A 21,822-nucleotide genomic window follows, 5' to 3' on the forward strand; every position below is an offset into this window, starting at 1 on the left:
AGCGCACGACCCGTCGGGCACGCCCGGTGGGTAGGTGGGCATGCCTGTCGGGGTGCGGCGCCGGCGACTCCGGATGAACGCCGCAGAGACTGCCAGCAACCGGGACTCGAATGACAGTGTTCAAACAAGAGCTGTCGTATACCCGACATGCCGAATCGCGTCAGAGAGCGGGCGCACGGTACGGCAGCGCTCCATGGCCTTTCGGGGGGATGCGCTCAGTCCGGCGTCGCGCCGGGACGCGGGTCGAAGGAAAAGAGGGCACCCTCGGCCTCTTCCGTACAAGCCAGTTGGCGCAGTTCGGCACCCGCTTTCACGGCTCCGTCCTCGACACCGACGCACAGATCGCTGTGGAGCGGGCGGAGCCGGAAGCCTCGCACCGGTGTGCCGACCGGTTCGATCCGGAACGCCTCCGCCGTCCCGCGCTTGCCGCACTCCTGGTCCTCGACCGGGGCGCGGAGATCGGTGGACTTCTCCTGGATGCCGGTGCAGCCCCAGCCGTAGGTGGTGTGGAAGGTCTCGAGCCGCCAGTCGGGACCGAGCCGCTTCAGGGAGAACCGCGGGATGGACCCGGCGGAGCAAGGCTGCTGGTAGAGCTGGCCGTTGCGCCCGCCCTGCTCGGCGAGGCAGAGCCCGGAGTGCACGACCCGTATCCGCACCGGCCCGGGGGCGGGCCCGGTCACCGGGCCGGGCTGTGCGCGGTCCTCCGGGTCGCCGCCGGTGAGTACGACGGCCGCCGCCGCGGCGGCGCCGACGAACAGCACCGCGACGGCGAGGGCGACGAGCCGGCGGCGCGGGCCCCTCGACGACGGCTCGGGCTCGGGCCGCGGGTCCGTACTCTGCGGTTCCGGCCGCGGGGCGGCCTCCTCGGCACCGGTGTCGGGGTGCTCCGGCCGCTCCCCTCGCGCCAGTTCCTTCCGTACCCGCAGCCAGGCGTCCATCCCCCCGGGGCCGACGCCGCACGCACGGACGAACGCGGCGACCAGTTCCTCGCGCGGCAACGTGGTACGGCCGAGCATGTTGGCGACGGTGGAACGCGGCAGCACGTCCCCGACCGCCTCCGCACGGGACGTCAACTCCCGGTAGGTCAGCCCCGAACGATCCTTGAGCACCTGCATCGCAGCGACGAACTCGGCCGGGTCGCGCACCCGTTCCGGATCCGGGGCACCGCTCCCGGCGAAGTCCATCCGCTGCTCCCCCTCTGCCGCCCACCTGCTGGGACAAGGTGGGACACGTCCCGGACAGGGAACAGCCTTGCGAGCGGCGCCGGGTAACTCAAGAGTGGTCTTCGCCAACCACCGGCGGGGGAAACGCCGAGCGGCCTTGATCGCCACGGGGGGACGATCAAGGCCGCTCGGCCGGGGCGAATCCTCAGAAGACGGACTCCGCCTCGAACATCCGGTTCCCCGGGACGGTCTTCAGCCGGGTGACCGCGTGCGCCAGCGGCACCATGGTCACGTCCGTACCACGCAAAGCGGTCATCATGCCGAACTCACCCCGGTGCGCCGCCTCGACCGCGTGCCATCCGAAGCGGGTCGCGAGCACCCTGTCGTACGCGGTGGGCGTGCCGCCCCGCTGGACGTGGCCGAGAATGACCGGCTTGGCCTCCTTGCCGAGCCTGCGCTCGAGCTCGGCGGCGAGCCGGTTGCCGATGCCCTGGAAACGCTCGTGGCCGAACTGGTCGATCTCGCCCTTCGCGTACTCCATGGAGCCCTCCGCGGGGTGCGCGCCCTCCGCGACGCAGATCACCGCGAACTTCTTGCCGCGGGCGAAGCGCTCCTCGACCATCTTGACGAGGTCGTCCACCTCGAAGGGCCGCTCGGGCAGGCAGATGCCGTGCGCGCCGCCGGCCATGCCCGACTCCAGGGCGATCCACCCGGCGTGCCGGCCCATGACCTCGACGACCATGACCCGCTGGTGCGACTCCGCGGTGGTCTTCAGACGGTCGATGGCCTCCGTGGCGACCATGACGGCGGTGTCGAAGCCGAAGGTCCGGTCGGTGGAGGAGATGTCGTTGTCGATGGTCTTCGGGACGCCGACGACGGGCATCCCCGCCTCCGACAGCATCCGGGACGCGGTGAGCGTCCCCTCGCCGCCGATCGGGATGAGGGCGTCGATGCCGTACTGCTTCGCCAACTCCGCCGCGTTCTCCGCCGCTTCGCGCAGCCGGCCGCGCTCGAGGCGGGCGGAGCCGAGGATCGTGCCGCCGCGGGCGAGGATGCCACTGACGGCGTTGAGGTCGAGGGGACGGTAGTGGCCGTCGAGGAGGCCCTTGAATCCGTCCTCGAAACCGATGACTTCGTCGCCGTGACCCGTCATGGCACGGTGCACGACCGACCGGATCACTGCGTTCAGACCCGGGCAGTCTCCGCCTGCGGTGAGCACTCCGATGCGCATCGTGCTGTGTCTCCTGCTCGTCAGTGGTCCTTGTGAGCCCACATCCGATTGTCCCACGGGCCGGGGAACGGCCGCGCTCCCTGGTACTCCGCGGCGCCCGGGGCGGCCGGCGCCGCCGCTCGCGGCCACCGGGACCGGCCTCTCGCCCGGCGGGCGCCTTAGCCACCCGCAGAGGTATTGTCAAGAGGGCATTGCCGCCCCGAGCGGCTTTTCGGCGCGCCCGGTCCCGCCGCCCGTACGGCGCGGCACCGGGCGGGCCGGCGAACCGGCGGGGGCCGGGGTACGCCCCGGTTCGCACCCATGGACTTGGACGGGAGAGTACGCGTGGGGCGCAGCGTTTACGTGACCGGGATCGACCGCGGAGACGGCCGGCAGGTGGTCGAGCTGGGGGTCATGGAGCTACTGACCCGCCAGGTGGACCGGGTGGGCGTCTTCCGCCCCCTCGTCCACGACGGCCCCGACCGGCTCTTCGAGCTGCTGCGGGCACGCTACCGGCTCTCCCAGGACCCCGCCTCCGTCTACGGCATGGACTACGACGAGGCGGCCGCCCTCCAGGCGGAGCAGGGCACCGACGAGCTGGTCTCGCACCTCGTCGAGCGCTTCCTCGCGGTCGCCAGGGAGTACGAGGTGGTCCTGGTCCTCGGCACCGACTACGCGGCCACCCAGCTCCCCGACGAGCTGGCGCTCAACGCCCGGCTCGCCAACGAGTTCGGCGCCTCGGTGATCGCGGTGGTGGGCGGCAAGGGCCAGACCCCCGAGTCGGTGCGGGCGGAGACGCGCAACGCCTTCCGCGCGTACGAGGCCCTCGGCTGCAACGTCCTCGCGATGGTGGCCAACCGGGTCGCCCCCGACGAGCGGGCGGGCATAGCCGAGCGGCTCTCGGCCCGCCTTCCCGTCCCCTGCTACGTGCTCCCCGACGAGCCCGCGCTCGCCGCCCCGACGGTCGCCCAGATCACGCACGCCCTCGGCGGCACGGTCCTGCTCGGCGACGACTCCGGGCTCGCCCGCGACGCGCTCGACTTCGTCTTCGGCGGCGCGATGCTCCCGAGCTTCCTGCCCGCCCTGACCCCCGGCTGCCTGGTCGTCACCCCCGGTGATCGTGCCGACCTGGTCGTGGGCGCCCTGGCCGCGCACTCCGCGGGCACCCCGCCCATCGCGGGCGTCCTGCTGACGCTGAACGAGCGCCCCAGCAAGGAGATCCTGACCCTCGCGGCGCGCCTGGCACCCGGTACCCCGGTCGTCTCCGTGACCGGGAACAGCTTCCCGACCGCGGCGGAACTGTTCGCCATGGAGGGCAAGTTGAACGCCTCCACGCCGCGCAAGGCGGAGACCGCGATCGGGATCTTCGAGCGGCACGTGGACACCGGCGATCTGCTGGCCAGGCTCGCCGTGGCCCGCAGCGGCCGGGTCACCCCGATGATGTTCGAGCACGAGCTGCTGGAGCAGGCCCGTGCCCGCCGCCGCCGTGTGGTGCTGCCGGAGGGTACGGAGGAACGGGTGCTGCGCGCGGCCGACGTCCTGGTCCGCCGCGACGTGTGCGACCTGACCCTCCTCGGCGACACCGACGTCATCCGCAAGAAGGCCGCCGACCTCGGCATCGACCTGTCGGCCGCCCAGCTGATCGACCCGCAGACGTCCGAGCTGCGCCAGTCCTTCGCCGAGCGGTACGCCCAGCTGCGCGCCCACAAGGGCGTGACGGTCGAGCTGGCGTACGACGTGGTGGCGGACGTGAACTACTTCGGCACGCTCATGGTGGACAAGGGCCTCGCCGACGGCATGGTGTCGGGCTCCGTGCACTCCACGGCGGCCACCATCCGGCCGGCCTTCGAGATCATAAGAACAAAGGGGGCCGCGCGAAGCGCGTCGGGCAGGGCGGGGGTGGGTGACGGGAGGGCGAAGCCGGAGGCGTCGATCGTCTCGTCCGTGTTCTTCATGTGCCTGGCCGACGAGGTCCTCGTCTACGGCGACTGCGCGATCAACCCGGACCCGGACGCGGAGCAGCTCGCCGACATCGCGGTGCAGTCCGCCGCGACGGCCGCCCGCTTCGGCGTGGAGCCGCGGATCGCGATGTTGTCGTACTCCACCGGAACGTCCGGCTCGGGCGCCGACGTGGACAAGGTGCGCGAGGCGACGAAGCTGGTGCGCGCCTCGCGGCCGGACCTGCACGTCGAGGGACCCATCCAGTACGACGCCGCCGTCGAACCCTCCGTCGCCGCCACCAAGCTGCCGGACTCGGAGGTCGCCGGCCGGGCGACGGTCCTGATCTTCCCCGACCTGAACACCGGCAACAACACCTACAAGGCCGTGCAGCGCTCGGCGGGCGCCGTCGCGGTCGGACCGGTGCTCCAGGGCCTGCGCAAGCCGGTCAACGACCTGTCGCGCGGCGCGCTGGTCAGCGACATCGTCAACACGGTCGCGATCACCGCGATCCAGTCCCAGGCCCAGGAGCTCCCCGCATGACCGCCCCGCAGTCCCCCACGCGCGTCCTCGTCCTCAACTCCGGCTCGTCGTCGGTGAAGTACCAGCTGCTCGACATGCGTGACTCGTCACGGCTCGCGGTCGGCCTGGTGGAGAGGATCGGCGAGGCGACCTCGCGGCTGGTGCACACGCCCCTCGAGGGCGGCGGTGAGCGGCGCGAGCGTACGGGACCGATCGCGGACCACGACGCGGCGCTGAAGGCGGTGTCCGAGGAGCTCACGCAGGACGGGCTCGGCCTGGACTCCCCCGCGCTCGCCGCGATCGGTCACCGGGTGGTGCACGGCGGTCTGAAGTTCCACGCCCCGACCGTGATCACCGAGGAGGTGCTCGCGGAGGTGGAGCGCCTCGTCCCGGTCGCGCCGCTGCACAACCCGGCGAACATCACCGGCATCCGTACGGCCCGGGCCCTGCGCCCGGACCTCCCCCAGGTCGCCGTCTTCGACACCGCCTTCCACACGACGATGCCGGAGGCGGCCGCCCGGTACGCCATCGACATCGAGACCGCGGACGCGCACCGTATCCGCCGCTACGGCTTCCACGGCACCTCGCACGCCTACGTCTCGCGGGCCACCGCGGCGCTGCTCGGCAAGGACCCGTCGGAGGTGAACGTCATCGTGCTGCACCTGGGCAACGGGGCCTCCGCGTCGGCGGTGGCCGGCGGCCGCTGCGTGGAGACCTCGATGGGGTTGACCCCCTTGGAAGGCCTCGTGATGGGTACGCGCTCCGGTGACATCGACCCGGCGGTGACCTTCCACCTGAAGCGCGTCGCCGGGATGAGCACCGACGAGATCGACGCACTGCTCAACAAGAAGAGCGGTCTGGTGGGCCTGTGCGGGGACAACGACATGAGGGAGATCCGCCGGCGGATCGACGAGGGCGACGAGCGGGCGCGGCTGGCGTTCGACATCTACGTCCACCGGCTGAAGAAGTACATCGGCGCGTACTACGCGGTGCTCGGGCGGGTGGACGCGGTGGCGTTCACGGCGGGTGTAGGCGAGAACGCCGCCGCGGTGCGAGAGGCTGCCCTCGCGGGTCTGGAGGAGATGGGCCTCGTGGTGGACGCCGGGCTGAACGCCGCCCGGTCGGACACGGCACGGCTGATCTCGCCGGAGTACGCACGGGTGGCGGTTGCCGTCGTGCCGACGGACGAGGAGCTCGAGATCGCGCGACAGACCTTCGAGCTGGTGACGGGAGACGTGAAGGGGGTGCCTGAAAGCCCGACAGCCTGACGCGCTGGAAGGCCGGAAGGCTGAACGCCTGAGCGGGCCGGCGCCCATTTGTACATTCCACCAGACGGAATATTCCGCAGGGAAACAAACCGATAGGATCCGCCTTATGCGCCGTTCCAAAATCGTCTGCACACTGGGCCCCGCCGTCGACTCATACGAGCAGCTGAAAGCGCTCATCGAGGCCGGTATGAACGTGGCCCGTTTCAACTTCAGCCACGGGACCCACGCCGACCACGAGGAGCGGTACCACCGCGTCCGTCAGGTGTGCGAGGACACCGGCCGCGCCGTGGGCGTGCTGGCCGACCTCCAGGGCCCCAAGATCCGCCTGGAGACCTTCGCCGAGGGACCGGTCGAACTGGTCCGCGGCGACGAGTTCACCATCACGACCGAGGACGTCCCCGGAGACAAGTCGATCTGCGGGACCACCTACAAGGGCCTGCCCGGTGACGTCTCCAAGGGCGACCAGGTCCTCATCAACGACGGCAACGTCGAACTGCGCGTCGTCGAGGTCGACGGAGCGCGGGTCAAGACGATCGTCGTCGAGGGCGGCGTGATCTCCGACCACAAGGGCATCAACCTTCCCGGCGCGGCCGTCAACGTGCCGGCCCTTTCCGAGAAGGACGTCGAGGACCTGCGCTTCGCACTGCGCATGGGCTGCGACATGGTCGCGCTCTCCTTCGTCCGTGACGCGAGCGACGTCAAGGACGTCCACAAGGTCATGGACGAGGAGGGCCGCCGCGTCCCCGTCATCGCCAAGGTGGAGAAGCCGCAGGCGGTCGAGAACATGCAGGACGTCGTCATGGCCTTCGACGGCGTGATGGTGGCCCGCGGCGACCTCGCGGTGGAGTACCCGCTCGAGCGGGTGCCCATGGTCCAGAAGCGCCTCATCGAGCTGTGCCGCCGCAACGCCAAGCCGGTGATCGTGGCGACCCAGATGATGGAGTCGATGATCACCAACTCCCGCCCGACCCGTGCCGAGGCGTCCGACGTCGCGAACGCGATCCTGGACGGCGCGGACGCGGTCATGCTCTCCGCGGAGTCGTCGGTCGGCGCGTACCCGATCGAGACGGTCAAGACGATGTCGAAGATCGTCACCGCGGCGGAGGAGGAACTGCTCTCCAAGGGGCTCCAGCCCCTGGTCCCCGGCAAGAAGCCCCGCACCCAGGGCGGTTCGGTCGCCCGCGCGGCCGCCGAGATCGCGGACTTCCTGGGCGGCAAGGCGCTGATCGCGTTCACCAAGTCCGGTGACACGGCCCGCCGCCTGTCCCGCTACCGCGCCGAGCAGCCCATCCTCGCCTTCACCACGGACCAGTCGACGCGCAACCAGCTGACGCTGAGCTGGGGCGTGGAGTCCTTCCTCGCGCCCTTCGTGGAGACGACGGACGCGATGGTCGAACTCGTCGACGCGGAGCTGCTCAAGCTCCAGCGCTACAACGCGGGCGACGTCATGGTGATCACGGCCGGCTCGCCTCCGGGCGTCCCGGGCACGACGAACATGGTGCGCGTCCACCACCTCGGCGAGGCACGCGGCTGACCCGCTGTCACCTCTGCCCTCGGGCGGCCCCCGACCCCTTCCGGGTCGGGGGCCGTTCCTTTTCCGGGCGGTTCTCCGCGGTCCGTCACCCGCCGCCCGTCGCCCCGTGCACCACCGCAGCCGCCGTCCGGCCCCCAAGCAGGCGTATCAACCTCTTGACACAATTCCCCGCCTCCGGAATTGTCTTAACAGGTTGATACACCTGATCGATGCCGAACGGACCTCGAAAGGGGGTCGGCATGTCTGCTGCCCCGACGGCGGAAGGCACCTGGCGCACCTGGATCGACACCCCCGTCCGATGGGCGGGCGCGGCCGTCGGCGTCGCGGTCGGCGTACTCGTCGACTTCAGCCCGGAGCCGGACGTCCAACTCCTCTACGCCTTCCCCGCCTTCGGCCTGTGCGTCATGGCCGGCGTGCTGGCGGCCGACCTGATCGCACGCCCGCGGCACAGCTGGATACGGGTGGCGGAAGTGACCCCCCGCCGTGTCCGCGACTACGCGCCGCGCGCCCTGACCGCTTTCCTCACCGCGCAGGCGGTGATCCTCACGGTGCTCGTCGTCATCGCCGCGAGTACGGCTTCCGCGGACGCCAAGGGGCGCTCCGGAAGGGCCCTGGCCGTCGAGTGCCCGGCCGGATCGCAGCTCCTCGCCCCCTGGCCCGGCCTCTACTACGCGTGGCCGGCGCTCGGCGGAGTGGCCCTCGGCGCCCTCGCCTGCGCGCTGCTGCTGCGTCGCGTGACCCTGCGTTCCCAGACGGACGACCAGCGCCGGGTCCAGGCACGTGCGGCGGTCGGCGCCTGGGGAGTGGTCGTCACGGCCCCGCTCTTCGCCGTCTCGTTCACGATGGCGGTCGTCGTACTGAGCCTGTCCTGCGCGGGCGTGGCGAAGATCTTCGTTCTGGCGGCGCTCGCCCTCACCGCCTTCGCCTCCGCACTGAGCTGCTGCCACTGCCTGGGCGTCCTCCTGATTCCCCAGGCCTACACGGAGGCGAGGCCATGACCGCGCACAGTGTCCGCATCACCGTCAACCACGCGGCGCCCGTCCCGCCCTACGAACAGGTCCGTGCCCAGCTCGCCGACCTCATCTCCGTCGGCCGGCTCCGCCAGGGCGACCGGCTGCCCTCCGTCCGTCAGCTCGCCGCCGACCTCGGCCTCGCCAACAACACGGTGGTCCGCGCCTACCGCGAACTGGAGACCGCCGGCCTGGTCAGAACCCGCCGCGGCTCCGGCACCCAGGTCGTCGCGCCCCCGTCGATCGCCGACTCCAAGGAGAAACTCGCGCAGCAGGCACGGCTTTTCGCGATCTCGGCACGTCAGCTCGGCGCGACGGACGAGGAGGCCCTGGCGGCGATCCGGCACGCGCTGGCACAGGCGGACAGCGTCTGAGGCGGCGGCGAACCGGGCACGGACGCACGCGCAGGACGTACCTCCCGCTCCGGCGGTGTCAGGTCGTGACTTCCGCGCCCTGCGCGTTCCACGCACGGGCGAACCCGCTGCCGCGAGCCGAAACGGTCACCGTCCCGGCCCCGTGGTCGATGTCGCCGGCGATCTCGCCCGGCGCGACCGGCGGCCACTCGACGTCCATGTGCTCGCCGGGGGACAGCACGTACTCCATCCCCGACGGCTCGAACTGGACGGTGAGCGGCCCGTCAACGGCCGACAGCCGAACCTTCATCCACGTACCCGCTTCTCCGGAGTGACGACTGTGGGCCGCACCCCCCTGAACGGGTGCGGCCCACAGCCTTTTTCGCGGCTCCCGGTGGCTTGAGGTCAGGCGCCCGGGCCGGTGAAGTAGTTGTGCAGACCGGGGACCGTCAGCGTCCCGCCGAACTGGCCGGCCTGGGTGACCTTCACGTCGGTGAACATGGCGAAGGGGACGTTCAGCGGCGGCGGGGTCTCCGGGCTGAAGGTGATCGGGATGATGCCGAAGAGGTTGCCCTTCAGCTCCTCCGTGTACATGGTCACTTCACCGTCACGGATCGTCGAGGTGGAGCCCTTGTCGGCCTCGACGTGCGCGGTCGTGCCGTTCGGGCCGACCACGAGCTGGTGCAGGTCCTTGATGTCAACGCCCGTCGCGGTGAACTTCAGGACCTTCTTGATCTTGCCGCTGCCGGTCTTGACCTCCACGATGCCGTGGTAGTCCAGACCCGTCAGCGTGAGCATCGAGCTCTCGAGGATCCACGGCTCGTCCGGGAGCAGCGGCCGGCCGGGCTCGAGCTGGGCGTCGGCCAGGGCGTCCGGGTCCGGGGTCGGGCACGGGAAGCGCGGCTTGGCGCCGTCCGGGATGTCCTCGTCCTGCTTGGGGTCGAGTCCCTTGACGTCCTCGTCCAGCTCTTCGACCTCGGCGCCGGCCTTGTCGGCCGCGTCCTTGATCGCTTCCTTGGTCTTGTCGACCGTCTCGTCCACCGCGTCGGCGGGCTTCTCCGCGGGCTCCTCGGCCGGCGCCTCCGACGGCGCGGTCGAGGGTTCCTCGGCCGGCTGCGTCGCGGTCTCGCTCGGCGACGGCGTCTCGGTCGGCTCGCCCTTCAGCGTGTCGCCGATGTCGTCGATGAGGTCCTTGACCTTGTCGCCCACGCCCAGCGGGTCGAGCGGGTTGGTCGACTGGCTCGGGGACGGCTCCGGCGCGGGCGCCGCCTGCTCGGATCCGGCCGCGGAGGCGGACGGGCTCTCGGCCGGCTTCGGCTCCTGCTCCTCGTCGCCCGTTCCGGTTCCGGACGTGGCACTGGGCGTCGGCTCCGGATCGGCCGAGTCCGACGGGGACGGCGACTCGGACGGCTTCGCCGACTCCGACGCCGACGGCGACGGCGACTGTGACGGCTCGTCGGAGCGGGTCACGCACGGGCCGGGAGCGAAGGGGATGTCCTTGTCGTCGGCGAGCGCCAGCTTGGGGGTGAGTCCCATGCCGACGAAGACGGCGGTGGGCATCGCGGCGAGGGCGATCGCCTTGCTCGCGGGCATCTGGAACTTGTGGAACAGGGACTTCCTGGGCGCGGCGTGGCGCGGCCCCTTTCTCTCCCGCGAGCCGTCGCCGCCCGCGTCCGCGGTCAGCGGTGGTGTCACGTCACCCGGCACTGTTCCTCCCGCCGTTGCCTTCGATGGATGTCTCGTGCGTGTCCGTGTCGAAGCCGTCACGCTGCTCCGGTACGGCGGGACTTGCGGGCGCGGCCTGCTGGACGGCGGGCGCCTCGTCGGCGCTCACGGGCCTGCCGGGCGCCCACGACAGCGAGAGCGCGCCGCCCGTGAGGGACAGGACGAACCCGATGATGAAGCCGCCCAGGTTGGCGATCGGAAGGGATACCAGCGCCAGGAGAATCGTGGCGACGCCCGCGAACACCCGTACGATGTGCTGGAACCACATCGTGAGACCCAGCGTCACCAGCAGCACGCCGATGATCAGCGAGCCGGCCCCCGCCGTCGTCTGCATGGCGAGGTTCATGTGGCCGATTTTGAAGGTCGCATACGGGAAGTAGGCGATGGGGATCCCGCCGAGCAGGGTCAGCAGACCCGCCCAGAAGGGCCGCTGTCCCCGCCAGGTACGGAAGTTCCGCCGAAGGACGCGGATGTAGTGCTCGTCCCGCCCCTGTGACACTGCAGTCTCGGCGCTCATGGAAAACAGCTCCCTGGTACTGGCGTTGCTGTGTGAAGAGAGTGGCGGGCGGGCGAAGCTGCCAGAGTCTCACCCGCCCGCCCGGACGGGGCTACCGTCAGTAGCACTCGACCTTGGGGCCGTCGCCCTTGTGCAGGCGCATGCTCAGACCGCTGAGCTCGAAGGTGCCGGCGGTCGTCGCCCACGCCTTCTGCTCGACGCCGGTCAGCTCGACCTCTTCCGCCTGCTGGGCGAACCCGTTGGGCAGGATCGAGGTGTCCTTGACCGCCGGGCCCTTACCGGTGCCCGGGTTGTCCGTGTCCTTGGCCGCGACGCCGATGTCGATGTTCCTGAACTTGGCGTTCGCGTCCAGCTCGGACACGTCCAGGTACAGCTTCTCGGCCTGGACGTCGGTGCCCTTGTCGCCAGCCGTCAGCTTCAGCGTGATCTTGCCGACGAACGGAACGTCGGTGACCACCGACTGGCACATCTTGGTGATCGACGCGTTCTTGAACGTCGAGATCGCAACGGGGTGCGCGACCTTCTCGTCACCCTTGAGGTCCTTGTACCCCATGTCCACGCCGCCGTACTGGGAGAACCCGGTACCGACGAGCTTTCCGGCCGTGACCTTGAACTCCTGGCCCGACACCGCGAAGGACGCGGCGAGCGCCCCCTGTGCCAGGCCGACGCCTATCGCAGCCGTCGCGGCCACGCTCGGCACCATGACAAGGGCGAACCGCTTCCATCTGGTTCCACCGCGAGCCATAGACTCCATGACTTTCCTCCTTCTCGGACGTACATCTCCGGTCCGGACCCGCGGGCCCGTCCTGGGATGGGAGAAGTGCTACGTCCTCGGGAAGGAGAGCGCCTGGTCTCCGGGCGCGACGTGCGTCCGAAGAACACCGGCGATCACCCCCGAGCGACAACCACTGGTCGCGCCTGACTCGTCACGCACAACCTGCCGGACAGGCCCTGCCGTTCTGTGGCAGGAACCCCCCTGTCCGCGACCGGCGCCAGTGACGCCGGCCGGCCCGGTGGGGACCCAATGGGCCGCGGCACGACTGGGAGCCGGGCTGGTGCGGTATTGGACCGAGCGTCGCCGATCGTGGTCCATTCCACGCCAGGGCACAAGGGGGTTCGTTACTGGCTAGTAACGGCCTGATAACCACGCCACGACCGCGCGATGTCGCGCGAGCACGCTGGGTGCCGTCCGGACCTCCGACAGAGAGGGTGATAGGCATCGATAACCGGACAGAACAAGGGCGTTGCTGTACTCCGAGTAACCCGACCACCCGATTACCAAGTTTTGGCAAAGCCGGGCCGCATTTTGTCACTGTGTCGCCAAAACGGCGGTGACGCCGCGTCAGCGCCACCGCCGCAAATCCGTCAGAACGCCATCCTCAGGACACCCTTGTCATAACGGCTGTCAATGAACGTCCGGCGGGGACCCGATGGGACGCCGCCGAAACATCAGCGACATCACAGGAGTCGTCAGAAGAGCACCCGCGCGAGGGCCTGCCGGGCCGCGGTCACCCGCGGGTCGTCCTGACCGACCACCTCGAACAGTTCCAGCAGCCGCACCCGCGCCGCGTCGCGCTCGTCGCCGGCGGTGCGCCGCACCGTCTCCACGAGCCGGCCGAAGGCGTCCTCGACATGACCGCCGACGAGGTCCAGGTCCGCGGCGGCGATCTGCGCCGTGGCGTCGGCCGGGTCGGCGGCCGCGTTCTCGCGGACCTTCTGCGGGTCCATGTCCTTGACGCGGCCGAGGAGTTCGGCCTGCGCGAGACCGAGCTTCGCCTCGGTGTTGCCCGGGTCGTCGGACAGCACGTTCTTGTACGCCTGGACCGCGCCGCCGAAGTCGCCCGCGTCCAGGGCCTGTACGGCCGCCTCGAGCAGTGCGTCGTAAGGGCCGGCCGGGACGGGGGCCTCCGGGGCCTCGCCCGAGGCGTCCGGGTCGACCGCGATGCCGGTGAGCCCGAAGCGCTCCTCGGCCACCTGCACCAGCTGGTCCAGCGTCTGGCGGATCTGCGCCTCCGGCGCGGCACCCTGGAAGAGGGGCAGCGCCTGGCCGGCCACCACCGCGAACACGGCGGGGATGCCCTGGATCCCGAACTGCTGCATCAGCATCTGGTTGGCGTCGACGTCGACCTTGGCGAGAACGAACCGGCCGTTGTACTCCTTGGCGAGGCGCTCCAGCAGCGGGCCGAGCTGCTTGCACGGCTCGCACCACTCGGCCCAGAAGTCGATGACGACCGGGACCTCGGTGGAGCGCTGCAGGACGTCGCGCTCGAAGCGCGCCTCGTCGGTGTCGATCACCAGGCCGGCCGGGGACACGGCTTGGCCGCCACCCTGGCGGGCGGCCTCGGCCCTCGCCTGCTCCGCCTTCGCCTTGGCCTCGTTGGCCGCCTTCACCGCGGCGAGGTCGACGACGCCGCTCATGGACATGTTCCTAGGCTGCATGAGTACATCCTCCCCCTTCCGCGCGCCCAAGTGAAAAAGCCGCCCGTCCCGCCCGTCCGCCGGTGACCCCCGATGCGGCTCCCCGTTCGACCGTGATCGACTCCGCGATGGTCCCGCGACGCGACCGGTGGCCGGTTCTGCGATGGTGAATACCTGCGCCCGGTCCCCACCATGGCGCCTGTGGTTGTCGCGAGGAGCCGGTCACGGCTTTCGCTACGGGTCGTAGCGTATCTGCGTAGGTCCGGCGGTGTGAAGCATTTTCCGGTGAGCTGCCTCACAGCCGCCATTCTCCTTACCGGCGGGTATGGTCGCGGGCATGTCCAGCAGCACCTACCCCGAAGCCCCGCGTACGGGTCGTACGGGACGGCCCCGCAGCGCCGAGGCCGATGCGGCGATCCTGGAGGCGACCCGTGCCTCCCTGGTCGAGCTGGGGTGGTCGAAGCTGACCATGGGGGACGTCGCCACGCGGGCGGGGGTCGCCAAGACCACCCTGTACCGCCGCTGGGCGAACAAGAACGAGCTGGTCGTCGACGCCGTGGCCGTCCTCTTCGACGAGCTCGAACTCCCCGACCGCGGCAGCCTGGTCGCGGACGTCGAGGGTGTGGTGCTCCAGTTCGCCGATCTGCTCGGGCAGCCGGAGACCAAGACGGCGCTGATGGGCGTCGTCGCGGAGTCCACCTGCGACGAGGCGCTGCGGGCCCGCATCCGGTCGGCGATCGTCGAGCGGCAGAAACGACTCGTCGTCGAGGGCCGGGAACGCGCTCAGGCCCGTGGCGAGCTTCCGTACGAGGACGACCCCGAGACGGAAGCCCGCAACACGGACCTGATCTTCGACGTGGTGGCGGGCGCGGTGGTCCACCGGGCGCTGGTGAGCGCGCAGCCGGTGGACGCCGAGTGGGCGCGGCGGTTCACGTCCCTGCTGGTGTCCGGCCTCACCGCCCTGCCCCGCTGAGCCGGGCGGCGAGCGGACCGGCTCAGAAGCCGGGCGGCTCCGTGTAGATGCCCCACTCGTCGCGCAGGACGTCACAGATCTCGCCCAGCGTGGCCTCCGCCCGTACGGCGTCGAGCATCGGCGCGATCATGTTGGAGCCGTCGCGCGCGGCGGTCAGCATCGCCTCCAGCGAGGACCGCACGAGCGCCTCGTCACGGCCGGCCTTGCGGTCGGCCAGCACCCGCACCTGCTCGCGTTCGACCTCGTGGCTGACCCGCAGGATCTCCAGATCGCCGGTGACGGAGCCGGTTGCCGTGTTGACGCCGACGACCTTCTTGTCGCCCTTCTCCAGGGACTGCTGGTAGCGGAAGGCGGACTCGGCGATCTCGCCGGTGAACCAGCCGTCCTCGATACCGCGCAGGATGCCGGAGGTGATCGGGCCGATCGGGTGCTGCCCGTCGGGGTGGGCCCGGCGTCCGCGCTCCCTGATCTGGTCGAAGATCTTCTCCGCGTCGGCCTCGATGCGGTCGGTGAGCTGCTCGACGTACCAGGAACCGCCCAGCGGGTCGGCGACGTTGGCGACGCCGGTCTCCTCCATGAGCACCTGCTGCGTGCGCAGCGCGATCTCGGCGGCCTGCTCGCTCGGCAGGGCCAGGGTCTCGTCGAGGGCGTTGGTGTGCAGGGAGTTGGTGCCGCCGAGGACCGCGGACAGCGCCTCGACCGCCGTGCGGACCACGTTGTTGTACGGCTGCTGGGCGGTGAGCGAGACACCGGCGGTCTGGGTGTGGAAGCGCAGCCACTGGGCCTTGTCGGTCTTCGCCCCGTACACCTCCTTCATCCAGCGGGCCCAGATCCGGCGGGCCGCGCGGAACTTGGCGATCTCCTCGAAGAAGTCGAGGTGCGCGTCGAAGAAGAAGGACAGGCCGGGTGCGAAGGTGTCGACGTCGAGGCCGCGGGAGAGGCCGAGCTCGACGTAGCCGAAGCCGTCGGCGAGCGTGTACGCGAGCTCCTGCGCGGCCGTCGCGCCGGCCTCGCGGATGTGGTAACCGGAGACCGAGAGGGGCTTGTACGCGGGGATGCCGGCCGCGCAGTGCTCCATCAGGTCGCCGATGAGTCGCAGATGCGGCTCGGGCTGGAAGAGCCACTCCTTCTGCGCGATGTACTCCTTGAAGATGTCCGTCTGCAGGGTGCCGTTGAGCACGGCCGGGTCGACGCCCTGGCGCTCGGCGGCGACCAGGTACATGCAGAAGACGGGGACGGCGGGACCGGAGATGGTCATCGACGTCGTGACGTCGCCGAGCGGGATGTCCTTGAAGAGGACCTCCATGTCGGCGGCGGAGTCGATGGCGACACCGCAGTGGCCGACCTCGCCGAGCGAGCGCGGGTCGTCGGAGTCGCGTCCCATGAGGGTCGGCATGTCGAAGGCGACGGACAGCCCGCCGCCGCCGGCGGCCAGGATCATCTTGTAGCGCTCGTTCGTCTGCTCGGCGTTGCCGAAGCCTGCGAACTGGCGGATGGTCCAGGTGCGGCCGCGGTAGCCGGTGGGATGCAGTCCGCGGGTGAAGGGATACTCACCGGGCCAGCCGATGCGTTCGAAGCCCTCGTAGTGGTCCCCGGGCCGGGGGCCGTAGACGGGCTCGACCGGATCCCCGGAGAGCGTGGTGAAGTCGGCGTCCCGCTTGCGGGCCTTGTCGTAACGGGCCTGCCAGCGTCGGCGGCCTTCCTCGATCGCGTCAGCGTCCATACCTCGAATTTACTAGGACGTCCTAGTAAATGTCGATGGCAAAGCGCCGCGAGCCGTGCTCGCGGCGCTTCGGGGTCCTACGCGTCGGCCGTCGCCGGGGCGGCGTCACCGGCGATCAGGGCGCGCGCCTCGCGCGTGATCCTCGGCTCGACGAAGAACGAGGCGAAGGGGATGCAGCCCGCGGCCAGCACCCACAGCAGCTTCCCGAACGGCCACTTCGCCTTGGAGCCCAGATCGAAGGCGAAGACGACGTAGATGATGAAGAGCACACCGTGGATCTGCGAGATCAGCATGGTGTCGCCGGTGTCGAACCCGTACTTCATGACGATGGCGGCGGTGAACACGAGGAGCCACACGGCCGTGATGTACGCCATCACCCGGTAGCGGGTCAGGACATTCGCTTTCATGGCATCGAGCGTAACCGGGCGCAAGGGCCGATCTTCGCCCGGGGCGGCCGGGTCACTTCTCGTCGAAGTCGCCCGCCGCGACGCGCAGCGGACGCAGCAGCGCGAAGATCTCCCCGCACTCCTCCGCGTCGTACGTGCCCAGGCCGAAGTCCATGGCCATCAGGTCGCGAGTGGCGGCCTCCACCACCTCGCGGCCCTTGTCCGTGATCGAGGCGAGCGTGCCGCGGCCGTCGTTCGGGTTGGGCCGCTTGTCGACCAGGCCGGACCTGACGAGCCGGTCGACCGTGTTGGTCACCGAGGTGGGGTGCACCATCAGCCGCTCGCCGATCTTGGACATCGGCAGCTCACCGGCCTTGGAGAAGGTGAGCAGCACCAGCGCCTCGTACCGGGCGAAGGTCAGTCCGTACGGTTTGACGACGGCGTCGACCTCGGCCAGCAGGATCTGGTGGGCGCGCATGATGGACGTGATCGCCGCCATCGACGGCACGGGGCCCCATCGCTCCTGCCACAGCTCGTCGGCGCGGGCGATCGGATCGAAGGGGAGACTGAGCGGCTTCGGCACGGCACGACCTTACCGACTGGTCACATGCTGGTCAGCCCCGTCTCGCCTTTCGGTCGTTCAACCCTTTGATCCGATGATCCTGCCGCGCCGCTCCGACGCGCCTCGGCGACGAGCGCCAGGGCGCACAGGGTGCCGAGCACTCCCGCCCCCGTGACGACGTGGTGCACCGGCCAGAACTCCGCGGCCAGGCCCGCGAGCGCCATGCCGACGCCCTGGACCGTCATCAGCCCGGCCGTCATCAGCGTCATCGCCCGGCCGCGCAGCTCCTCGGGGACCGCCTCGACGAACCACTGGTCGAGGCCGATGACATACGCCGCGCCCACTCCGGTGAGGGCCAGCAGCACAAGGGTCCACGCCAGGCCGGGGCGCACGGCGTACCCCAGCAGCGGCAGCAGGCCCACGGCGGCGGCCGGCAGCACGATCCGGGAGCGGCCGCGGGGGCTCAGCACCGACCCCGCGTACAGCTCGGCGGCGATGTGGCCGACCGGCATCGCGCACATCAGGAGACCCAGGAACACGGGGCCGACGCCGAGTTCACCCGCGTACGGGGCGGCCAGCGCCTCGGGAGCCACCACGAACATCGCGGGCAGCCAGAACAGCAGCAGAAGCACGCGGATCCGGCGGTCGCGCAGGATCAGCCGGGCCCCGGCGAGCGAATCCGCCATGAGCGCACCGCCGCCGCCCGCACGCGCGGGACGGTCCTTGGTGCCGCACCGCAGCAGCAGCGCGGAGCAGAGGAACGTCACCGCCGTGACGGCGATCGCCTGCCGCGGGGAGACCGCGGCGAGCAGCAGACCACCCGCCCCGAAACCGGCGAGCAGCGCGCTCTGGGAGACGATCCGCAGCAGCGAGCGGCCCAGCACGTACGGCTCGCCCTCGCCGAGGATGTCCGTGAGGGCCGCCGTCCGCGTGCCGGTGAAGACGGGTGACACGGCGGCGACGGCGCAGCGCAGCGCGAGCAGGCCGCCGACGGGCGTGCCGGGCAGCACCATGACCGCCACACAGGCGGCGCACACCAGGTCGCAGACGACGAGCACGCGCCGGGCGGGGTACCGGTCGGCGACGCCCGCGAGGAGCGTTCCGCCGAGGAGGTAGGGCAGGAACCCGAGCGCGAAGGTGAGGGCGCTCAGGAGCGGCGAGCCGGTGAGGTCGTACACGAGCACGGTGAGCGAGATCTCGCTGACGACGACGCCGAGGAGGGACAGGACGTGCGCGGCGAACACGGCACGGAACTCCCTTACGGCGAACACGGACCGGTAGCCGGTGCGCGGCGACGGGTGCGGAGCCGTGCCGGTGCTGCCGGGCGCGGAGTGCGGAGATGTCGGCGGCGTCGGAGGGGTCTGTGTCGGCATGCGGATCAGCGTCGCGCCGCCGTGCGGCGGACCCTAGACTTTCGGCTCACACCGAATCTTCCGGGCGGGGTCCGATGCCGTTCCATCTCCATCTCGCGGAAGCGGACCTGCTGCGCTGCCGGTTCGCGATCTCCCCGCTGTGGGAGACCCAGGAGGCGGTCCGCACCCTCGCCCGCCCCGAGCGCCACGGCTACCACCTGCCGTGGCTGCGGCGGACACGGGAGGCGACCGCCGGGATCGACCTGCGGCCCCTGTGGCTGCTGATGCCGTCCGGGGGCGGCCACAACCCGGACTTCTTCTGTCCGCCGCCGCTCGGTCCGGCCGTGCCGTTCGAGGAGGAGCTCGCGGTCGTACGGGCGACCCCGCCGGGAACGGCGCGCGACGACATGGCGGCCGCCCTGGCCGCGACGCCCGGGGCGGCCCGCAGTGCGCTGGGCCGTTCCCTGCTCGCGGATCCCGCCCGTACGGTCCGGCGGCTGGCGGATCTGCTGGAGCAGGTCTGGCACACGCTGATCGAGCCGGAATGGCCCCGGCTGCGCGCACTTTTGGAGGCGGACGTCGCCTACCACTCGCGGCGGCTGGCGGAGGGCGGCTTCGGGCGGCTGGTCGGGGAGTTGAGCCCCCGGCTGGCCTTCGAGGACGCCACGCTGAAGATCGACGGCATGCGGGGCAGCCATGTGCGGTCGCTGGACGGCCAGGGTCTGGTGCTGATGCCGAGCGTGTTCTGCTGGCCGGACGTGATCAGCGGCTTCGAACCGCCGTGGCAGCCGGCGGTCGTGTATCCGGCGCGCGGAGTCGGAGGGCTGTGGTCGCCGCCGCAGGACCGCACGCCGGCGGCCCTGGCCGCGCTGCTCGGCCGGGCGAGGGCGGACGTACTCCGCGCGCTCGGCGAGCCGGCGTCGACCTCTTCGCTGGCACGGCTGCTCGGGCTGGCGCCGTCGACCGTGTCGGCGCATCTCTCGGTGCTGCGGGCGGCGGGGCTGCTGACCTCGCGCCGTTACGGCCACCAGGTGCTGTACGAGCGGACACCGCTGGGCATCACCCTCGCGGGACCGCAGCCGGACACCTTGTCCTGAGTCCGTGCGGGTCGGGCCGCTCGGAGCACATGACGCCCCGACGCAGCGGGTGTCAGCGCCGCAGGGACCGCTTCACGTGGGCCCGGACCGCGCGCTGCGCGACCGGTCCGAGCGACTCGAACGCCCCCAGAAGCGCGGTGAGCTGCTCCAGCGCGTCCAGCGCCCGCCCGGCGCCGTCCGGGTCCACGCCCTCGTACAGCTCGAGGCCGACGAAGGCGGCGGCGACCGCCCGGGCCAGGCCCTCGTGGTCGGTGAAGTCGGCGATCGGCGTCCCGCCGAGGACCCGGGCGAGCACCTGCTCGATCTCGGTGATCCACAGATCCAGCCCGGCGGCCGTGGCGGGCCCGAGACGCGGCTGCGACTGGGCGCCGGCGAGCAGCTGCCCGAGCACCGCGACGTGCCCCTCCTCCTTCTCCTGTACGTGCATCCGGCGTCCGAGGTCCAGCAGTTCCGCCAGGGTGGAGATCTGCCGCAGCTCGTCCCGGTAGCGGGCCACCCGCTGTTCGGCCCCGTAGCGGCAGGCTGCCGCCAGGAGACCGTCGACGGATCCGAAGTGGTAGAAGACGAGCGCCTGGTTCACCCCGGCCGCCGCCGCGACCGACCGGGCGGAGGTCCTGGCGATGCCCTGCTCGACGAGCGTGGCCAGCGCGCCCCGCAGCAGTTTCTCCTTGGTGTCCTCGCTCACGCCCGCGTCTCCTCGCGTACGGGACGCAGCCCGGCGCGCACCCCGAGGGAGCGTACGTCCCGGTACTCGGCGGTGAACGAGCCCGTGTACCCGAAGAGCGGTCCGAAGCGGCGGTTGGTCACCCGCACCCGGATGCGGAAGCGCCCGGTGGCCTCGTCGAACGCCTCGCGGACCTCGGCGTCGCCGCCGATCAGGTCCGGTACACGCAGGTCCAGCGGCCCTTCACGGAAACGGTGCACTCCGGAGCGGATGAGGAGGGAGCCGTCCGGTTCCGCGGTCGGATGCAGGTCGCTCGCGAGGTGCTGGTGCGTGCCGAGGTAGTCGAGCACCCGGTCGCCGCCCGGCGCGAGCACCATCGTGGCGTCGAACCGGCGCGGACCGGACGGCAGGGCGAAGGTGCGCACGAAGGTGACGGTCTCGCGCCCCGACGAGTCGGAGTAGGGCACGTTCTCGATGGTGAAGGGGACGTCACGGCCGGTACGCGGGACGAGGATGTTCCGGGTGGCGCCGAGGGCCAGGAACGGCCTGACGAAGGCGCGGCCGTGCCAGATCCGGTCCATCACCCCGTGGCCGACGCATGCCTCGTTGCTGTCGAGTCCGACGGAGAAGCGGCGCTGCAGCTCGGGGTGGAGGCGGTCGAAGTCAGCGCCCATGGCGCTGCGGAAGATCGAGTTCATGCGGCTTCCATGGTGTGGAGGAGTGCCGGGGCACTCGTGCGCGGTGGCGCGGTGCGCAGGCAGCGGCGGGCGGCCGGAGTCAGCCGGGACGGCGGCAGCAGCAGTGCGGCGACGGCGGTGGCGACGGCGACTGCCGGGGAGACGAGAGCCGCGGTCAGGACCGGGACGAGCAGGCGCAGGGCCGACTCCGCCAACCAGTGGGCCAGCAGCCGCCCGGGGCTCACGCCCGCCTCGCACCACAGCCGCAGCCGGTCGAACGACCATGCCGTGGCCCAGCCCATCAGGGGCCGGAACACCCACCGGTCCGCGAATCGGCCGAACCGGCCCCAGCGGGGCCGGTAGTCGTAGCCGGTGAGGAAACGGATGCCGTCGCCCGACGGCACATAGCGCCAGTAGCCGCTGCCCTCCTTCAGCAGGGAGAGCGGATCCGGCGAGGCGAACCGCAGGGCCGACACCCGCTCGCCGTCCGCCCGCCGGCGCTCGCCCGCGGTGACTCCGGTGCCGGCGATCACCAGGAAGGGCAGCAGGCGGGTGGCGTACCGGAACCGCTGGGGCCCGCCGTCCGCGCGGGGGAGGTGGTCGATCTCCGTGAACCTCAGATCCCACCGCTGGTGCTCGTCCGGCTCCTGGGTGCGCGCCCAGAGCACCTCCATGTCGGCGCGGATGCGGGTCTCGACGTACAGCCCCATGGCGTCCCCCCGGTACAGGC

At 71.1% G+C, this 21,822-nt stretch carries 21 protein-coding genes; 7 read left to right on the forward strand and 14 right to left on the reverse strand.

The genetic code is table 11. The features are described 5' to 3' along the window. Window positions 1-215: 215 nt before the first annotated feature. On the reverse strand, window positions 216-1,184 hold the full coding sequence (locus SPRI_RS12080; RefSeq protein ID WP_053556918.1) for a helix-turn-helix domain-containing protein: 969 nt from the start codon (window positions 1,182-1,184) through the stop codon (window positions 216-218). 184 nt (window positions 1,185-1,368) lie between these two features. Continuing rightward, complete coding sequence (locus SPRI_RS12085; RefSeq protein WP_005311743.1) at window positions 1,369-2,394, reverse strand: ATP-dependent 6-phosphofructokinase; 1,026 nt, start codon at window positions 2,392-2,394, stop codon at window positions 1,369-1,371. A 324-nt stretch (window positions 2,395-2,718) separates the two neighbouring features. Between SPRI_RS12085 and pta the strand changes: the two genes are divergently transcribed. The 5 genes from pta to SPRI_RS12110 all read left to right on the forward strand — a co-directional run bounded on the left by pta (window position 2,719) and on the right by SPRI_RS12110 (window position 9,019). After that, the gene (pta, locus tag SPRI_RS12090; RefSeq protein ID WP_005311745.1) at window positions 2,719-4,854 is read left to right on the forward strand and encodes a phosphate acetyltransferase; all 2,136 of its coding nucleotides are present in this window, start codon (window positions 2,719-2,721) and stop codon (window positions 4,852-4,854) included. Then, window positions 4,851-6,101, forward strand: coding sequence for an acetate kinase (locus tag SPRI_RS12095; protein ID WP_005311747.1), 1,251 nt, complete (start codon window positions 4,851-4,853; stop codon window positions 6,099-6,101). Before pta ends, SPRI_RS12095 begins: the two co-directional genes overlap by 4 nt. Before the next feature lie 106 nt (window positions 6,102-6,207). Then, window positions 6,208-7,635 (forward strand): pyruvate kinase, encoded by a 1,428-nt coding sequence (pyk, locus tag SPRI_RS12100; protein ID WP_005311749.1) that lies wholly within the window; start codon window positions 6,208-6,210, stop codon window positions 7,633-7,635. A gap of 239 nt (window positions 7,636-7,874) precedes the next feature. Further along, on the forward strand, window positions 7,875-8,633 hold the full coding sequence (locus SPRI_RS12105; RefSeq protein ID WP_238996219.1) for a hypothetical protein: 759 nt from the start codon (window positions 7,875-7,877) through the stop codon (window positions 8,631-8,633). After that, window positions 8,630-9,019 (forward strand): GntR family transcriptional regulator, encoded by a 390-nt coding sequence (locus tag SPRI_RS12110; protein ID WP_005311751.1) that lies wholly within the window; start codon window positions 8,630-8,632, stop codon window positions 9,017-9,019. The genes SPRI_RS12105 and SPRI_RS12110 overlap by 4 nt, the downstream gene beginning before the upstream one ends. A 58-nt stretch (window positions 9,020-9,077) precedes the next feature. On the opposite strand, the gene SPRI_RS12115 is transcribed toward SPRI_RS12110, so the two are convergent. The 5 genes from SPRI_RS12115 to SPRI_RS12135 form a co-directional block, all read right to left on the reverse strand. Then, window positions 9,078-9,308, reverse strand: coding sequence for a hypothetical protein (locus SPRI_RS12115; RefSeq protein WP_005311753.1), 231 nt, complete (start codon window positions 9,306-9,308; stop codon window positions 9,078-9,080). A gap of 95 nt (window positions 9,309-9,403) precedes the next feature. Continuing rightward, the gene (locus SPRI_RS12120) at window positions 9,404-10,705 is read right to left on the reverse strand and encodes a hypothetical protein (RefSeq protein WP_037773727.1); all 1,302 of its coding nucleotides are present in this window, start codon (window positions 10,703-10,705) and stop codon (window positions 9,404-9,406) included. Next, complete coding sequence (locus SPRI_RS12125) at window positions 10,695-11,240, reverse strand: DUF6114 domain-containing protein (protein ID WP_005311757.1); 546 nt, start codon at window positions 11,238-11,240, stop codon at window positions 10,695-10,697. Before SPRI_RS12125 ends, SPRI_RS12120 begins: the two co-directional genes overlap by 11 nt. 97 nt (window positions 11,241-11,337) lie before the next feature. Beyond that, window positions 11,338-11,994 carry a DUF6230 family protein gene (locus SPRI_RS12130; protein WP_005311759.1) on the reverse strand — a complete coding sequence of 219 codons (657 nt, stop codon included), beginning with the start codon at window positions 11,992-11,994 and terminating at the stop codon, window positions 11,338-11,340. Window positions 11,995-12,710: 716 nt separating this feature from the next. Beyond that, the gene (locus SPRI_RS12135) at window positions 12,711-13,679 is read right to left on the reverse strand and encodes a tetratricopeptide repeat protein (protein WP_005311761.1); all 969 of its coding nucleotides are present in this window, start codon (window positions 13,677-13,679) and stop codon (window positions 12,711-12,713) included. A 304-nt stretch (window positions 13,680-13,983) separates the two neighbouring features. On the opposite strand from SPRI_RS12135, the gene SPRI_RS12140 reads away from it, so the two are divergent. Further along, window positions 13,984-14,631: a TetR/AcrR family transcriptional regulator gene (locus tag SPRI_RS12140; protein WP_005311763.1), complete on the forward strand. Its 648-nt coding sequence runs from the start codon at window positions 13,984-13,986 to the stop codon at window positions 14,629-14,631. A gap of 22 nt (window positions 14,632-14,653) precedes the next feature. On the opposite strand, the gene SPRI_RS12145 is transcribed toward SPRI_RS12140, so the two are convergent. The 4 genes from SPRI_RS12145 to SPRI_RS12160 all read right to left on the reverse strand — a co-directional run bounded on the left by SPRI_RS12145 (window position 14,654) and on the right by SPRI_RS12160 (window position 18,675). After that, entirely contained in the window at window positions 14,654-16,354 is a 1,701-nt protein-coding gene (locus tag SPRI_RS12145) for an acyl-CoA mutase large subunit family protein (RefSeq protein ID WP_005311764.1), read from the reverse strand. 77 nt (window positions 16,355-16,431) lie between these two features. Then, a complete protein-coding gene (locus tag SPRI_RS12150) occupies window positions 16,432-16,761 on the reverse strand; it encodes a DUF3817 domain-containing protein (RefSeq protein ID WP_005311766.1) in 330 nt (109 codons plus the stop codon). Between the two features lie 52 nt (window positions 16,762-16,813). Continuing rightward, window positions 16,814-17,323 carry a MarR family winged helix-turn-helix transcriptional regulator gene (locus SPRI_RS12155; protein WP_005311769.1) on the reverse strand — a complete coding sequence of 170 codons (510 nt, stop codon included), beginning with the start codon at window positions 17,321-17,323 and terminating at the stop codon, window positions 16,814-16,816. Between the two features lie 20 nt (window positions 17,324-17,343). Further along, window positions 17,344-18,675, reverse strand: a complete 1,332-nt coding sequence (locus SPRI_RS12160; protein WP_005311771.1) for an MFS transporter — start codon at window positions 18,673-18,675, stop codon at window positions 17,344-17,346. A gap of 74 nt (window positions 18,676-18,749) precedes the next feature. On the opposite strand from SPRI_RS12160, the gene SPRI_RS12165 reads away from it, so the two are divergent. Next, window positions 18,750-19,751, forward strand: coding sequence for an ArsR/SmtB family transcription factor (locus SPRI_RS12165; protein WP_005311773.1), 1,002 nt, complete (start codon window positions 18,750-18,752; stop codon window positions 19,749-19,751). Between the two features lie 52 nt (window positions 19,752-19,803). Here the strand turns inward: SPRI_RS12165 and SPRI_RS12170 are convergent, their stop codons facing one another. From SPRI_RS12170 to SPRI_RS12180, 3 genes are read right to left on the reverse strand one after another with little or no spacing between them, the layout of a single operon-like run. After that, complete coding sequence (locus tag SPRI_RS12170; RefSeq protein WP_005311775.1) at window positions 19,804-20,436, reverse strand: TetR/AcrR family transcriptional regulator; 633 nt, start codon at window positions 20,434-20,436, stop codon at window positions 19,804-19,806. After that, entirely contained in the window at window positions 20,433-21,113 is a 681-nt protein-coding gene (locus SPRI_RS12175) for a DUF4166 domain-containing protein (protein WP_005311777.1), read from the reverse strand. Before SPRI_RS12175 ends, SPRI_RS12170 begins: the two co-directional genes overlap by 4 nt. Then, a complete protein-coding gene (locus SPRI_RS12180; RefSeq protein ID WP_037773729.1) occupies window positions 21,110-21,802 on the reverse strand; it encodes a hypothetical protein in 693 nt (230 codons plus the stop codon). The genes SPRI_RS12175 and SPRI_RS12180 overlap by 4 nt, the downstream gene beginning before the upstream one ends. Window positions 21,803-21,822: the final 20 nt, after the last annotated feature.

It is taken from the genome of Streptomyces pristinaespiralis (assembly GCF_001278075.1).
Lineage (GTDB): Bacteria > Actinomycetota > Actinomycetes > Streptomycetales > Streptomycetaceae > Streptomyces > Streptomyces pristinaespiralis.